12 protein-coding genes are annotated in these 14,675 nt (G+C 65.7%); 5 read left to right on the top strand and 7 right to left on the bottom strand.

Annotation, left to right across the window (positions count from 1 at the left end):
* Positions 1-92: 92 nt before the first annotated feature.
* Genes IT775_RS03265 through IT775_RS03280 form a run of 4 tightly spaced genes read right to left on the bottom strand, consistent with a single transcriptional unit; the run spans position 93 to position 6,785 of the window.
* On the bottom strand, positions 93-2,141 hold the full coding sequence (locus IT775_RS03265; protein ID WP_212699649.1) for a hypothetical protein: 2,049 nt from the start codon (positions 2,139-2,141) through the stop codon (positions 93-95).
* Positions 2,138-4,936: a DUF4159 domain-containing protein gene (locus IT775_RS03270; protein ID WP_246525279.1), complete on the bottom strand. Its 2,799-nt coding sequence runs from the start codon at positions 4,934-4,936 to the stop codon at positions 2,138-2,140. Before IT775_RS03270 ends, IT775_RS03265 begins: the two co-directional genes overlap by 4 nt.
* Positions 4,906-5,781: a DUF58 domain-containing protein gene (locus IT775_RS03275; protein WP_246525281.1), complete on the bottom strand. Its 876-nt coding sequence runs from the start codon at positions 5,779-5,781 to the stop codon at positions 4,906-4,908. The genes IT775_RS03270 and IT775_RS03275 overlap by 31 nt, the downstream gene beginning before the upstream one ends.
* Positions 5,778-6,785 carry an AAA family ATPase gene (locus tag IT775_RS03280; protein WP_212699650.1) on the bottom strand — a complete coding sequence of 336 codons (1,008 nt, stop codon included), beginning with the start codon at positions 6,783-6,785 and terminating at the stop codon, positions 5,778-5,780. Before IT775_RS03280 ends, IT775_RS03275 begins: the two co-directional genes overlap by 4 nt.
* Positions 6,786-6,854: 69 nt before the next feature.
* Between IT775_RS03280 and IT775_RS03285 the strand changes: the two genes are divergently transcribed.
* The 3 genes from IT775_RS03285 (at position 6,855) to IT775_RS03295 (ending at position 8,635) form a co-directional block, all read left to right on the top strand.
* The gene (locus tag IT775_RS03285; RefSeq protein WP_212699651.1) at positions 6,855-7,448 is read left to right on the top strand and encodes a DUF1285 domain-containing protein; all 594 of its coding nucleotides are present in this window, start codon (positions 6,855-6,857) and stop codon (positions 7,446-7,448) included.
* A 126-nt stretch (positions 7,449-7,574) separates the two neighbouring features.
* Positions 7,575-7,946 carry a VOC family protein gene (locus tag IT775_RS03290; RefSeq protein WP_212699652.1) on the top strand — a complete coding sequence of 124 codons (372 nt, stop codon included), beginning with the start codon at positions 7,575-7,577 and terminating at the stop codon, positions 7,944-7,946.
* Positions 7,946-8,635 (top strand): helix-turn-helix transcriptional regulator, encoded by a 690-nt coding sequence (locus tag IT775_RS03295; RefSeq protein ID WP_212699653.1) that lies wholly within the window; start codon positions 7,946-7,948, stop codon positions 8,633-8,635. Before IT775_RS03290 ends, IT775_RS03295 begins: the two co-directional genes overlap by 1 nt.
* Positions 8,636-8,644: 9 nt before the next feature.
* On the opposite strand, the gene IT775_RS03300 is transcribed toward IT775_RS03295, so the two are convergent.
* From IT775_RS03300 to IT775_RS03310, 3 genes are all read right to left on the bottom strand, one after another.
* On the bottom strand, positions 8,645-9,541 hold the full coding sequence (locus IT775_RS03300; RefSeq protein ID WP_246525283.1) for an acyl-CoA thioesterase: 897 nt from the start codon (positions 9,539-9,541) through the stop codon (positions 8,645-8,647).
* 82 nt (positions 9,542-9,623) lie between these two features.
* Entirely contained in the window at positions 9,624-10,541 is a 918-nt protein-coding gene (locus IT775_RS03305) for a cation diffusion facilitator family transporter (RefSeq protein WP_212699654.1), read from the bottom strand.
* A gap of 9 nt (positions 10,542-10,550) precedes the next feature.
* Entirely contained in the window at positions 10,551-11,477 is a 927-nt protein-coding gene (locus IT775_RS03310; protein WP_212699655.1) for an ABC transporter ATP-binding protein, read from the bottom strand.
* A gap of 76 nt (positions 11,478-11,553) precedes the next feature.
* Here IT775_RS03310 and IT775_RS03315 point away from each other — a divergent pair, with 76 nt between their 5' ends.
* The gene (locus tag IT775_RS03315; protein ID WP_212699656.1) at positions 11,554-11,736 is read left to right on the top strand and encodes a zinc-finger domain-containing protein; all 183 of its coding nucleotides are present in this window, start codon (positions 11,554-11,556) and stop codon (positions 11,734-11,736) included.
* 135 nt (positions 11,737-11,871) lie between these two features.
* Complete coding sequence (gene polA / locus IT775_RS03320; RefSeq protein ID WP_212699657.1) at positions 11,872-14,673, top strand: DNA polymerase I; 2,802 nt, start codon at positions 11,872-11,874, stop codon at positions 14,671-14,673.
* Positions 14,674-14,675: the final 2 nt, after the last annotated feature.

Here is a 14,675-nt window from a genome sequence, read left to right on the forward strand (position 1 = left end):
AGCGGTCCGACCCTCCCCAAACGCGACATCGCCCGGGCCTGGGCGCTTTGGCCGGCCCGACCCGCGTTCCGGCCGCGTCTTGCCGGCGGCCGCTATCGCCGCCCTTCACGCAACCATGCAGCCAGAATCAAACCCAGCGTCAAGATCAGGACCAGCCAGGGCGGCAATAACGGGATGCGGGTGACCGACCGGGTTTCCGCCGCCTCGCGCGGCGTGATCCCGATCCATCCGCGGCCAGAAGCGGGACGGCCCATGCGTACGTCACGGATGCGCGGCACCCCGTCCGACAGGCGCAGCACCCCGCCGCGCAGCGGATCGATCACCGGGGCCAACACCTCGCCGGTGGCGATGGTTGCCTCGAATTCGCGCGGCGCGGCCGGGCCCAGCCCGATAACCGCTTCGACCTCGCCCTGTTGCAAGCGATACAGCCCGATCTCCGCACCTTGATATTGCGCCTCGAACTGTCCCGGCGCGACCTTCTGCATCTCAAACGTCACAGTTTCGCCCGACGGCGAGGTCACTTCGACCGGGCCGGCCACGTCTTCAAGCGTCCGGCGCAGGATGCGCATGTCCTGCCCCACGGCCGAGGCGGTCAGCACCTCTTCTTCCAGTTCGGGTTCCTTCATCATCCAGTGGGCCAGCCGCCGAAGCAGTTCCAGCTGCGGCCCGCCGCCTTCGAAGCCGCGCGCCCAAAGCCAGGCCTGGTCCGAGGCCAGAAGCGCGATCCGTCCGTCGCCGACCCGGTTCAGGATCAGCAGCGGCGCGTCCTCCGCCCCGGTCATCACCACGTTGCCATCCTGCGGGTCGACCTCGATCTGGCGCATCCAGCGCCCCCAGTCGCCATCCCATTCACCGCGCAGCCCGGCGGTCACCGGGTGACGGTCGCCCAGATCGGTGACCTCGGGCCGGTAGCCCTGTTCGATCACCCGCGCTGTGGGGCTCGCCGGCACGATCGCGGACAGTGGTGAGCGGAACAGCGACGCGGCGCTGGCGAAATCCGGCCCCGCTGCGATCAGGACCGCACCGCCGTCGCGGACGTAGCGGGCGACATTTTCAAGGTAGAGAGACGGCAAGATGCCGCGTCGCTGGTAGCGGTCGAATATGATCAGGTCGAAATCGTCGATCTTTTCGAGGAACAGTTCGCGGGTCGGAAAGGCGATCAGAGACAGTTCCGCCACCGGCACGCCGTCCTGCTTTTCCGGCGGCCGCAGGATGGTGAAATGCACCAGGTCGACCGAACTGTCGGATTTCAACAGGTTGCGCCATGTCCGCCCGCCGGGATGCGGTTCGCCGCTGACCAACAGCACCCGCAACCGGTCGCGCACGCCGTTGATCTGCACCAGCGCGGAATTGTTGCGGCCGGTCAGTTCGCCATCCATTTCGGGGGTCGAGAACTGGATCACGTTGCGCCCGCCATGCGGCAGGGTGATCGGCAATTCGAAACTCGCGCCCAGCGGCACCATCACCCGGCTGGGTTCCTGCCCGTCGAGCGCGATTTCCAGCGGAACCTCGAACAGGCCGGGCGGCGCGTTGCCGGTATCCTCGATCCGGAATTTCAACGTGACCGGTTCGCCCAGAATGGCGAAGGCCGGGGCTGTATCGACCACCAGTCGGCGGTCCCAATCGTCCGGCCGCCCGCTCAGCAGCAGGTGCATCGGCGCGGGCAGATCCGGCACCCGGTCCAGATCGTGCACCCGCCCGTCGCTGATCGCAACGATCCCGGCGATCCGGCCCCGCGGTTCCTGCGCCAGCGCCTCGTTCAGCGCGCCCAGCAGCATGGTCCCGGCATTGTCCGGTCCGTCGCCGACCTCCACCCGCCGCACCTCGGTATTCGGGCGCGCGGTCAGCCGCGCTTCCAGCAGATCGGCGGCCTCGGCGCTTTGCGCGGCGCGATCGGAAAGCTTCTGGCTGGCCGACTTGTCTTCAAGCAGCAGCACGATATCGCTCAGCGCGTCGCGGTCTTCCTGCCGCAACGACGGCCCCGCGAGCGCCGCGACGATCACCGCCCCCGCCAGCAGGCGCAGCGCCCACCCCGCCAGTCCGCGCCAAAGGGCCAGCCCGGCGGCGATCAGCACCACCGCCCCCAGCACGGCCAGCACCGTCCATGGCAACAGCGGATCGAATGTGATTTCCCCGGTCATTGGCCCAACCTGTCAAGCAGCGCAGGCACATGGACCTGGTCGGATTTGTAGTTGCCGGTCAGCACATGCATGACCAGGTTGACACCGAAGCGATATGCCAGTTCGCGCTGGCGTTCGCCCGAGAATCCCCGCCCGACCGGATACAGCGAATTGCCCTGATCGTCGGTGGCCCAGGCCGCCGCCCAGTCGTTACCGCCGATCACCACCGGCGTCACCCCGTCGTTCAGGTTGCGGAACGGCATCCCCTCGATCTTTTCCGCCCCCGGCGGCGCCGCTTCGACCCAGACATCGCGGCCCGCGAACCGGCCCGGGAAATCCTGCAGCAGGTAGAAGGTGCGGGTCAGCACGTGATCGCCCGGCAAGGATTCCAGCGGCGGGATCGCCAAGGGTTCGGCCAGCTGACGCAGCTTGCGCCCGTTCGGGCTGGCCGCGCCGAAGCCGGCGATATCGGCGTCGCGGGTATCGAACAGGATCATGCCGCCGGTGCGCAGATAACGGTTGAGCCGGTCATAGGCCTCGACCGACGGGATCGGCTGATCCTCGGTGATCGGCCAGTAAAGCAGCGGGAAAAACGCCAGTTCGTCACGTTCCAGATCGACCCCCACCGGCAGGGCCGGTTCGACCGAGGTGCGGAAAAACAGCGTGTCGGACAGGCCGATCAATCCCGCGCGCGACACATCGTCGACCTTGCGGTTGCCCGTTATCACGTAGGCCAGAACCAGTTCGGAAGTGGCGTTCAGCGCGAAATCGTCATCCTCGGCCCGCGCCTGATAGGGGAACAGCGACGCCAGCCCCAGAACCAGGCCCAATGCCGCCGGCCGGCTGCGCAGCGACAACCGCCCCGACAGCGCCAGCGCGGCGATCACGTCGGCCAGCAGGATCAGCACCGCCAGCGCCAGCAGGTATCCCGCCAGCGGCACCTGTTCGGGCCGTTCCAGCCCCGCCACCGAAACCGAGGCGGGCCAGTTGGCGGCGATCAGCATGCTGTCGGGGCGCATCACGTTTCGGGCAAGCCGCCGGGTTTCGCCTTCGTACAGGCCGGGGCGCAGATCGGGGCCGAGCGGTGCCGCGACAAGGTCCTCGCCCGCCACACCGGCGAGGTTCCCCGCATCCTGCAACCGGCCGAACCCGTCAAGCACCCTCAGCGGCTGCCAGACCGATCCGGCAAGGTCCCCGACCTCGGGCTGCCCGGTGACCGACGACACCGCCAACCGGTCCAGCATCCGCACGAAAAGGCCCGACAAGGGCAGGGTCGACCATTCGGCATTGGCCGAGACATGGAACAGGACCACCCGCCCCTGCCCCAGCGGTTTCGCGGTCACCAGAGGCGTGCCATCGGACAGTTCCGCGATCACCCGGTCGGCCAGCGACGGATCGGGCTGCGCCATCACCTGCGACGACACGGTAACGTCTTCGGGAATCTGCAGGCCATAGAACGGGCTGGATTCTGCGAAGGGGGCCAAGGTCTTCGGTTCGCCCCAGCTCATCGCGCCGCCCACCGTGCGCCCGCCGGACCGCAGCCGAACCGGCATCAGCGGGTGTTCTTCGCGGCGGCTGAGGTCGCTGGCGGCCAGCTGCGGCCCGGCAAAGCGCAGCAGCAAGCCGCCCGCCTCGACCCAGTCGCGCAGCGCCTGTTCCTCGGCAGCAGGCAGACCGGCGACATCGGCCAGGACGATCACATCGGGATTGGCCGGCAAGATATCGGTCAGCGCGCCATGCAACAGGTCGGCGGAAGGTTCCAATGCCTGTTGCAGGTAATGCAGCGGCGACAGCAGCTCCAGCCCTTCGCGGTCGTCGCGCCCGGTGATCAGCGCCACTTCGCGGCGGCGCAGGCTGTCATCGCTTATGGCCACGGCGCCTGCGCTGCGCTGCCCCGCGATGTCGAACCGGTTGACCCGCGCGCGCAGTTCGGCGGGCAGCGACAGGCGGGCCTCGCCACTTGTCGCGCCGGCTTCGATCCGCAGCGGCAGGGTGGCCAGCACCCGTTCCGCACCAGCCGGGTCGCGGCCATGCGCTCGCAAGTCCAGAGACAGGCCGCTGTCCGCCCGGCTGCGGGTGGCCGTCAGAACGATCTGGCCGTCTTCGTAGGTTGGCGGCAGCAGCGCCACCGCGCCGCGCCCATCTTCGAACACCTGCACCCGACCGCGCTGCGCGAGGTCTGCGACCAGCTGGTCATGCCCGGCGAAATCCAACCCGTCGGACATCCAGACCGTGTCGAACCCGCCCTCGATCCGACGCAGCGCGTCAAGCGCCTTGGCAACCGTCGTTTCCCTAGGCGCCCACGGCACCGGCTGCACCCCGGCCAGTTGCTGCCGCAGATCGCCCGCCGGCTGGAACACCGGCGGTTGCGGATCGGTCAGGATCAGCAGCGCTGCGGTGCGGCCGTCGCGATCCGCGTCGGCCAGCAAACGATCGGCCAGTTCGATCCGCGCGTCCCGGTCGCGCGCCCCCGCCCAGCCGCCATCCAGCAGCAGCAGCAGCGGGCTGGACCGCGCCTGTTCATCCGTGTCGGGATTCAGCATCGGCCCGGCCAGCCCAACGATCACCGCCGCCGCCGCCAGCATCCGCAGCAGGATCAGCCACCACGGCGTCTTGTCGGTAACGCTGTCGTCGTCCTTCAGCCCCAGCAGAAGCACCACGCCGGGAAAGCGGCGGCGCAACGGTGCGGGCGGCACCGCGCGCAGCAGCAGCCACAGAACCGGCAGCACCACCAGCGCCCATAACAGCCAGGGCGCGGCGAACCCGATCTGCGCCAGCCCGCCCATCACGCCGTTCCCCGGTTCAGCGCCTGCCATAGCCAGAGCAGCGCCACCTGCGCGCTGTCGCTGGTGTGGTGGGTGTGGAACTGCCAGCCGGTGACGGCACACAGATCGGCCAGCGCCGCCTTGCGCCGTTCCAGCCGTTTCAGATAGCGGTCGCGCAATTCGCCCGCTTTCAGCGTTTCATGGGACACCGTGCCGCCGACGCTTTCGAAGATCGTGCGGCCCTGGAACGGAAACGCTTCCTCGGACGGGTCCAGTATCTGCAGCAGGATACCGCGCACGCCGCGATCGGCGGCCTTGGTCAGCACCTCGCGCACCGCGTCGATATCGCCCATGAAATCGGACAGGAACACGGCACGCGCCTGCGGGATCATCGCGCGGGCTTCTGGCACGCCGTAATCTGCCGCGTCATCGTGGGAAAAAAGCTCGGCCAGGCGCAGCACCTGGTTGTTGCCCCGGCGCGGCGGCAGCAGGGTACCGGTCAGCCCGACCCGTTCGCCGCCCCGCACCAGCAGGATCGCCACTGCCAGCGCCAGAAGCCGTGCCCGGTCGGCCTTTTCCGGCAGGTCCTTGTTCGACGCGTAGCGCATCGAAGCGGCCTGATCGACCCACAGCATCACGCTTTGCGCGATCTGCCATTCGCGTTCGCGCACATACTGCGTATCGCCGCGGGCCGAGCGGCGCCAATCGATCATGCGCCGCGTATCGCCCGGCTGCAGCGGCCGGTATTGCCAGAAATCGTCGCCCATGCCGGAGCGCCGCCGCCCGTGTTCGCCCAGCAGCATGTTTCCGGCCAGATGTTCGGCCCGTGCCAGCAGCGGCGGCAGCAGCGCGGCCTGTTCCTCGGCCCGCGCCCGGAGGGGCGGTGACGGGGTCAAGCTGCGGCCTCGATCCGGGTGGTGCGCGCCACGGTGGTTTCAATGAGATCGGCAAGGTTGTCACCGCGCGCCCGGGCGGCGAAGTTCAGCGCCATCCGATGGCTGAGCACCGGGCGCGCCATCGCGACGACGTCTTCGACCGACGGCGCCAGCCGCCCCTGCAGCATGGCGCGCGCCCGCACCGTCAGCATCAGGGCCTGCGCCGCGCGCGGCCCCGGTCCCCAGGCAACGGTCTGTTTCACCCGTTCGTCGGCGGTTTCGTCATCGGGGCGGAAGGCGCGGACCAGATCGAGGATCGCCTCGACCACGCTGTCGCCGACCGGCATCTGCCGCAAAAGGGACTGGGCGCGGATCAGTTCCTCGGCGGTGAAAACCTCATGCGCCTTTTCTTCCGCAACCCCGGTTGTGGCCAGCAGGATATCGCGTTCGGTCTGCCGGTCGGGATAGGCGACGTCGATCTGCACCAAGAAGCGGTCAAGCTGCGCCTCGGGCAAAGGATAGGTGCCTTCCTGTTCGATCGGGTTTTGCGTCGCCAGCACGTGGAACGGTGCGCCAAGCGCCCGGTTTTCGCCCGCCACGGTGATGTGATGTTCCTGCATCGCCTGCAGCAGCGCCGATTGCGTCCGCGGGCTGGCCCGGTTGATTTCATCGGCCATCAGCAATTGGCAGAAAATCGGCCCCGGCACGAACCGGAACGACCGGCGGCCTTCGGCATCGGTTTCCAGAACCTCGGAGCCGAGGATATCGGCCGGCATCAGGTCGGGGGTGAACTGAATGCGGTTGCCGTCCAGCCCCATCACCGTGCTCAGCGTATCGACAAGGCGGGTTTTGCCCAGCCCCGGCAACCCGATCAGCAGCGCGTGACCGCCGCACAGAAGCGCCGACAGGGTCAGGTCGACGACCTGTTCCTGACCGATGAAGCGCCGGGTGATCGATGCCTTCGCCTCCGCCAGCTTGACTTCAAGCGCTTCGATTTCGGCCAGCAGGTCGTTGGCATCGGACATGGTCAAACTCCACCGTGAACTATATTGTTGGAAACGAGTGTATCGCGCCAAACGCAAATGGCAAAAACTATGAGCGAACAAATGTCCGTGAAGCCATCGACCGAAAGCCTGACCGCCGCCGCCCGCGCCGCTTCCAAGGGCAAGGGCCTGCCGCCTGTGCATTTGTGGAATCCGCCGTTCTGCGGTGATCTGGACATGCGCATCGCCCGCGATGGGACCTGGTTCTATCAGGGCACCCCGATCGGGCGGCCCGAACTTGTCCACCTGTTTTCCACGATTCTGCGAAAGGACGATGACAAGTACTTCCTCGTCACCCCGGTGGAAAAGGTCGGCATCACCGTCGACGACGCGCCCTTCGTCGCGGTGGATTTCGAGGTCGAGGGGACGGGTCGCGATCAGGTGCTGAGCTTCACCACCAATGTCGGCGATTACACCAAGGCGGGGCCGCAGGCGCCGATCCGCGTTGAGCGCAACGCCGAGACCGGGGAACCTTCGCCCTATGTCCTGGTGCGCGCCAACCTCGAAGCGCTGATCGACCGCAAGAGTTTCTACCGGCTGATCGATCTGGGCACCCATCACGAGGTGGAGGGCCAAAGCTGGTTCGGGCTGTGGTCGGGCGGCGAATTCTTCCCGGTGATCCCGTCGGACGAATTGCCCGATTGATCCCCATTTCCATCGCCCCGCTCGGCTGTGGCAAACTTTTTCCAGCCCCCTGAAACCATGCTGACAGAATGCTGTCAGCAGCCCTGTGTCATACCCTCCTTGTCATTCACACAAGGAGTTCGCGCAATGACCCAACAACCAATCATCGTCTGGTCCGAAATCCCGGTTTCGGATATGCAGAAATCCATGGCCTTCTACGAAACCGTTTTTGGATACGACATGAAGCTGGACGCATCCGGCCCCAACCGCATCGCCATTCTGGGCAACGCGATGGACACGGTGGGCGGGCATCTCTATCCGGGCAAACCGGCCGAAACCGGCCAGGGCCCGACCCTTCATCTGGCGGTGCCCGGCGCGCTGGAAGACGCAGCCGAACGCTGCGCGGCGGCAGGCGGCACCGTGCTGAGCAAACCGGTCGCGATCCCGCCGGGCCGCTATGTCTATGCCCAGGACCCGGACGGCAATTCGCTGGGCCTGTTTGAACCGGCGACCGCCTGATGCGCCGCGCCGACCGCCTGTTCCAGATCGTTCAGTATCTGCGCGGCGGGCGGTTGGTGACGGCGGCGCAACTGGCCGAGAAACTGGAGGTCACGCCGCGGACTATCTACCGAGACGTGGCCGACCTGATCGGCTCCGGCGTGCCGATCGAGGGCGAGGCCGGGGTCGGCTACGTCATGCGCGACGGCTACGACCTGCCGCCGCTGATGTTTTCGTCGGATGAAATCGTGGCGCTGGTCGCCGGCGCGCGGATGATCCGCGCCTGGGGCGGCACCTCGATGGCGGCAGCGGCCGAGGAAGCGCTGGTCAAGATCAACGCGGTGCTGCCCGAAGCGGCCCGATCAAGGGCGAAAGAGGTGCAGGTTCATGCGCTGGCGCTGCACGACATGACCGATGAATTGCGCGACCGGATCGACCGGGTCGAAGCCGCCGCCAATTCCCACACGAGCCTGCATATCGCTTACGAGGACGAAACCGGCAGCGCGTCCAGCCGCAGCGTGCGGCCGCTGGGGCTGTGGTTCTGGGGCCGGGTCTGGACCATGGTCTGCTGGTGCGAGCTGCGCGAGGATTTCCGCATGTTCCGGCTCGATCGCATTCAAGCCTTGAGCGAAGGCGACGTATTCAGACCGCGCCCGGGCCAGACCCTGCGCGATTTCTACCGGCTGGAAGCCTACAAGCGCCGGTCTTAATCCCTTGTCTTAATCCCTTGGCGTGACGTTCCGCACCAGCCCTTCCTGCGCGGTCGAGGCGACAAGCCGCCCGTCGCGAGTGAAGATCTGACCACGGTTGAAGCCGCGCGCGCCACCGGCCCAAGGGCTGTCCATCGCGTAAAGCAGCCATTCGTCCATGCGGAAATCGTCATGGAACCACATCGCGTGGTCGAGGCTGGCGAATTGCATGTCGGGATCGACGAAGGCCTTGGCGAAGGGCAACACGCAGGTGCCCAGCAGCCCGTAATCCGAGGTATAGGCCAGCGCCGCGCGGTGCAGGTCGGGATCGTCGCCGAAATCCCCGCGCACCCTGATCCACATGTTTTGAACCGGATCCTGCTTTTCGCGGGTGAAGGGCGGCCGCAAACCGACCGGGCGCATTTCGATCGGGCGCGGCATGTTGAGCCAGTTCAGGAACGCCTCGGGCAGGTCATCGCGCATCCGTTCGCCCAGCTGTTCATCGCTTATCAGGTCTTTGGGCATGGGTACGTCGGGCATCTGCGCCTGGTGCGCCAGCCCGGGCTCCCGAACATGGAAGGAGGCGGCAAGGTTCAGGATCGGCTTGCCCGACTGGATCGCCACCACCCGGCGGGTGGCGAAGCTGCGCCCATCGCGGTCGCGTTCCACGCGGTAGAGAACCGGCTTGGTCGCGTCGCCCGGACGCATGAAATAGGCGTGCAGCGAATGCACCGGCCGGTCCGGATCGGCGGTCCGGATCGCCGCCATCAGAGCCTGCCCGATCACCTGCCCGCCAAAGGACCGGCCCCGCCCCTGCGGCGTGGCGATGCCGCGGAAGAAATTGTCTTCGACCGTTTCGACTTCAAGAACGTCGTGAAGCCATTTGACCATGTCGGTGTCGGTCTGTTCCGCCATCTTCTTTCCCATCGCAGCCTTCATTGCCCGTTAATCGACTCCAATGCGGTCGAAAGTGCAAGGGCAAACGGGACGTCGGCAGCCGGCGCGTGTCTCAGTGACCGATCAGCTGGGTGTCGGCACAGACCGCTCCGAAGCTTTCCAGCTCCAATACCGCATGGACGATGCCGTGACGCTCTTTCAGCGTTTGCTTGACGGTCTTCTTGACCGCTTCCGCCTCGACCGATCCGTCCAGCACCACGTGGCTTTCCAGCGCCGTTTCGTGTTCCTGCATGCGCCAGATATGCAGATGATGGATATCTCCGACCCCGTCGATCCCGCGCAGGGTCGCTGCGACGTCTTCCAGGTCTGTATCTTCCGGTGCCCCCATCATCAGGATTCGAATGACTGGCAGGATACCCTGCCAGGAATGCCACAGGATGTAGCCCGAAATCAGCAGCGTCACGATCGGGTCGACCAGCCGCCAGTCATAGAGCAGGATCAGCGTACCGCCGACGATCACCGCCACCGACCCCAGTGCGTCGGCCAGGTTGTGCAGGAAGGCGGCGCGCATGTTGACGCTGTCGCCGCTCAGCCGCCAGATCAGCAGCGCCGTGACCGTGTCGATCACCAGCGCGACGGCGGCCACGGCAACCACGATCCAGCCCTCGACCTCGACCGGGTTGAACAACCGCTGCACCCCCTCGGCGGCGAGGTAGAAGGCCACCACGATCAGCGTGGTGTAGTTGATCAGCGCCGCCACCACCTCGGCCCGACCATAGCCGAAGGTCATCGTCGCATCCGCCGGCCGTTTGCCGATGCGCCGGGCGAAGAAGGCGATGAACAGCGAAAGGGCATCGGACAGGTTATGGATCGCATCGGCGATCAGCGCCAGCGATCCTGAAATCACCCCCGCCACGATCTGCGCCAGAGTCAGCAGGATGTTGACCGCAACCGCCCACGCCACCCGCCGGTCGCCACCGTCCAGATCGGGATGGGGATGATGATGGCCGTGGTGGTGATCATGCGGCATGTCGCGCCCTCAGCTCCGGGTCAGTTCGAGGAACACGTCTTCCAGATCGGCCTCTTCGGTTTTCACGTCGCGGATACTGATCCCGGCGTCGCGCACCGCCGCCAGCACCTGTTCGGCACTGGTCTGATGAGCGTGATAGCTCAGCGCGACGGCACCGTCGGGGCGGGTTTCCACCGTGATGCCGGGGGCCTCTGGCAGGGTCGTGACGGTCTCTTCGGCATGGATCACCATGGTCTTGGCATCGATCCGGTTCACCAAGTTGGTCTTGCTGTCGCGCGCCACCACTTCGCCCTGGTTGATGATGGCGATCTCGTCGCACATCTCTTCGGCCTCTTCCAGGTAGTGGGTCGTCAAGATGATGGTCATGCCCTCATCGTTCAGCTTGCGAATGTTGGTCCACAGCATCTGGCGCAGCTCGATATCCACCCCCGCCGTCGGTTCGTCCAGCACCAGGATGTGCGGCGCATGCACCAATGCCTTGCCCAAAAGAAGCCGCCGCCGCATCCCGCCCGACAGGGTGCGGGCATAGGCATCGGCCTTGTCCTCCAGCCCGATCAGCTTCAGGATCTCGTCGGTCCGGCGCTGCGATTTCGGCACCGCATACAGCCCGGCCTGCACGTCCAGCGCCGCGCGCGGCGTGAAGAAGGCGTCGAGGTTCAGTTCCTGCGGCATCACCCCGATCGAAGCGCGGCTCTGGCGCGGGTTCACATCCTGATCGAAGCCCCAGATCGTCACCTGGCCCGCGGTTTTCACCACCAGACCGGCAAGGATGTTGATCAGGGTCGATTTGCCGGCCCCGTTCGGCCCCAGCAACCCGAAGACGGACCCCTGCGGAATATCCAGGTCGATGCCCTTCAGTGCTTGCTTTTCCGGCTGCCCCTTGCTGCCGCGATAGGTCTTGCGCAGACCTCGGATTTCGATGGCATTGCTGCTCATGGCCCTACTTGCCCCTGGCGTTGTGATCGCTCATAACAGCACCTAATTCTTTTGCAGCCAAAAGGAAACGCCCCGGATGACGACCCAAGCGCCCGAAACCAAGATTGTCGAGAATTCCAAGATCGCCTGCGACGGCGGCGAAGGCGCCCTGGGCCACCCCCGCGTCTGGCTGCATATCCCGGAAGACGCCGGTTATGTCGAATGCCCCTATTGCGATGCGAAATACATCCTGAAGGGATCGAAAGCGGATCAGGGCTGATCCCCGAAACCCGCGTGCCCCGGCGCCGCATTCGAAGATTTATCGAACGATGAAAGCAGAAACCGGATTGCCATCTGGCGATCCGGCTGGTCGCATGGCATGTAGGACCATGCGCCTCAGGATCGGAGAAAAAGCATGACGTTTGGCAAGGGCTGCCACCTGCACCTGATCGACGGATCGGCCTTCATCTTCCGCGCCTATCACGCGCTGCCGCCGTTGACGCGGAAATCCGACGGGCTGCCGATCGGGGCGGTGGCCGGGTTCTGCAACATGCTGCAGCGCTATATCGACGGCAACAACGGGTCCGATGCGGCAACCCACGTGGCGGTGATCTTCGATCATTCCGGCAAGAGCTTCCGCAACGAACTTTATGACCAGTACAAGGCCAACCGCCCGCCCGCGCCCGAAGACCTGGTGCCGCAGTTTCCGCTGACCCGCGAAGCCACCCGCGCCTTCAACATCGCCTGCGAGGAAATCGAAGGGTTCGAGGCCGACGACATCATCGCCACGCTGGCGCATCAGGCACGAGACGCCGGTGGGCGCGTCACCATCGTCAGTTCCGACAAGGACCTGATGCAGCTGGTCGGCGACGGGGTCGAAATGCTCGACCCGATGAAGAACAAGCGGATCGACCGCGAGGGCGTGATGGAAAAATTCGGCGTCGGCCCGGACCGGGTGGTCGACGTGCAGGCACTGGCCGGCGACAGCGTCGACAACGTGCCCGGCGCGCCCGGCATCGGTGTGAAGACCGCCGCGTTGCTGATCAACGAATACGGATCGCTGGAGGAACTTCTGGACCGCGCCGAAGAAATCAAGCAGCCCAAGCGGCGCCAGACCCTGATCGAAAAGCGCGACCAGATCGAGTTGTCGAAGACGCTGGTGCAGCTCGATTGCCACATGGATCTCGACTTCACGCTTGACGATCTGGAAGCGCGCGATCCCGACCCCGAGAAGCTGATGCATTTCCTGGCGGAAATGGAATTCCGCACCCTGACCAAGCGGATCGCGGATCAGCTGGGCGTCGAACCGCCCGCGATCAAGGACACCGACCCGCGCGGCGCCGAACCGGGCGAGGCGGACAAGCCGGACGACCTGCCCTTCAATCCCGAGGATTACGAATGCGTGCGTGATATCACCGCTCTGGCATCCTGGGTCGGTCTGGCGCGCGAACGCGGCTACGTGGCGGTGGATACCGAAACGACGGGGCTGGATGAAATGCGCGCCGATCTGGTCGGCATTTCGCTGTGCATCGAACCGGGCAAGGCCTGTTACATCCCGCTGACGCACAAGGACGGGGCGGATGACCTGTTCGGTTCCGACAACCTGGCCGAAGGGCAGATCGCGCTGGACGAGGCGCTCGACCTGCTGAAGCCCGTCTTGGAGGATGACAGCATCCTGAAGATCGGCCAGAACATGAAATACGACGCCAAGATCTTCGCCCGCTACGGCGTCAACGTGGCGCCGATCGACGACACGATGCTGATGTCCTACGCGATGAATGCCGGACTGCACGGGCACGGCATGGACACGCTGTCGGAACGCTACCTTGGCCACACACCGATCCCGATCAAATCGCTGCTGGGTTCGGGCAAATCGCAGATCACCTTCGACCGGGTGCCGGTGGACGACGCGGTGAAATACGCCGCTGAAGACGCCGATATCACCCTGCGCCTGTGGCAGCTGTTCAAGCCGCAACTGCACCAGACCCGGGTGACCACCGTCTATGAAACGCTGGAACGCCCGCTGGTGCCGGTGCTGGCGCGGATGGAAATGCACGGGATCAAAGTCGACCGCGATACCCTGTCGCGCATGTCCAACGCCTTCGCCCAGAAAATGGCCGGGTTCGAAGCCGAACTTTACGAACTCGCGGGCCACGAATTCAATGTCCAGTCCCCCGCACAAGTGGGCGCGATCCTGTTCGAGGAAATGGGGCTCGAAGGCGGCAAGAAAACCAAGACCGGGCAATGGTCGACCCCGGCCGACGTGCTGGAAGACCTCGCCACCGAACACGATTTCGCCGCCCGCGTTCTGGATTACCGCCAGCTGCAGAAATTGAAATCGACCTACACGGATGCGCTGCAGGATCACATCCATCCCGAAACGGGACGCGTTCACACCTCCTACCTGCAAAGCGGGGCCAACACGGGCCGGCTGGCCTCGACCGATCCGAACCTGCAGAACATCCCGGTCAGGTCCGAGGAAGGCCGCCGCATCCGCGAAGCCTTCGTGGCGGAAGAGGGCAAGGTACTGCTGTCGCTCGACTACAGCCAGATCGAGCTGCGCATCCTCGCCGAAATCGCGGGGATCGACGCGCTGAAGCAGGCGTTCAAGGACGGGCTCGATATCCACGCGATGACCGCCAGCGAAATGTTCGACGTGCCGCTGGATGAAATGACGCCGGAAATCCGCCGCCGCGCCAAGGCGATCAATTTCGGCGTCATCTACGGCATTTCCGCCTTCGGGCTGGCGCGCAACCTGCGCATTCCGCGGGCCGAGGCGCAGGATTTCATCACCCGCTATTTCGAACGCTTCCCCGGCATTCGCACCTACATGGACGACACAAAGGGCTTCGCCAAGGAACACGGCTACGTCCAGACCCTGTTCGGCCGCAAGATCCACACGCCGGAAATCACCGCCAAGGGGCCGCGCGCCGGATTTGCCCAACGCGCGGCGATCAACGCCCCGATCCAGGGCACCGCGGCCGACGTGATCCGCCGCGCGATGATCCGGATGCCCGACGCCATCGCCGGCCTGCCCGCCAAGATGCTGCTGCAGGTGCATGACGAACTGCTGTTCGAGGTGGACGAAGACCGCGCCGACGACGTGATCGCACAGGCCCGCGAGGTGATGGAAAGCGCCGCCGCGCCCGTGGTTCAGCTGTCGGTGCCGCTGACCGTCGATGCCGGACGCGGCGCCAACTGGGCCGAGGCGCATTAAAG

The sequence above is a fragment of the Thalassovita aquimarina genome (genome assembly GCF_018219815.1).
In the GTDB taxonomy this organism is placed as follows: domain Bacteria; phylum Pseudomonadota; class Alphaproteobacteria; order Rhodobacterales; family Rhodobacteraceae; genus Thalassobius; species Thalassobius aquimarinus.

Bases quoted from the DNA above. Each gene is read 5' to 3' on its own strand.
- IT775_RS03265 (WP_212699649.1), bottom strand. From the start codon at position 2,141: ATGACCGGGGAAATCACATTCGATCCGCTGTTGCCATGGACGGTGCTG.
- IT775_RS03270 (WP_246525279.1), bottom strand. From the start codon at position 4,936: ATGGCAGGCGCTGAACCGGGGAACGGCGTGATGGGCGGGCTGGCGCAG.
- IT775_RS03280 (WP_212699650.1), bottom strand. From the start codon at position 6,785: ATGTCCGATGCCAACGACCTGCTGGCCGAAATCGAAGCGCTTGAAGTC.
- IT775_RS03285 (WP_212699651.1), top strand. From the start codon at position 6,855: ATGAGCGAACAAATGTCCGTGAAGCCATCGACCGAAAGCCTGACCGCC.
- IT775_RS03290 (WP_212699652.1), top strand. From the start codon at position 7,575: ATGACCCAACAACCAATCATCGTCTGGTCCGAAATCCCGGTTTCGGAT.
- IT775_RS03295 (WP_212699653.1), top strand. From the start codon at position 7,946: ATGCGCCGCGCCGACCGCCTGTTCCAGATCGTTCAGTATCTGCGCGGC.
- IT775_RS03300 (WP_246525283.1), bottom strand. From the start codon at position 9,541: ATGGGAAAGAAGATGGCGGAACAGACCGACACCGACATGGTCAAATGG.
- IT775_RS03305 (WP_212699654.1), bottom strand. From the start codon at position 10,541: ATGCCGCATGATCACCACCACGGCCATCATCATCCCCATCCCGATCTG.
- IT775_RS03310 (WP_212699655.1), bottom strand. From the start codon at position 11,477: ATGAGCAGCAATGCCATCGAAATCCGAGGTCTGCGCAAGACCTATCGC.
- IT775_RS03315 (WP_212699656.1), top strand. From the start codon at position 11,554: ATGACGACCCAAGCGCCCGAAACCAAGATTGTCGAGAATTCCAAGATC.
- polA (WP_212699657.1), top strand. From the start codon at position 11,872: ATGACGTTTGGCAAGGGCTGCCACCTGCACCTGATCGACGGATCGGCC.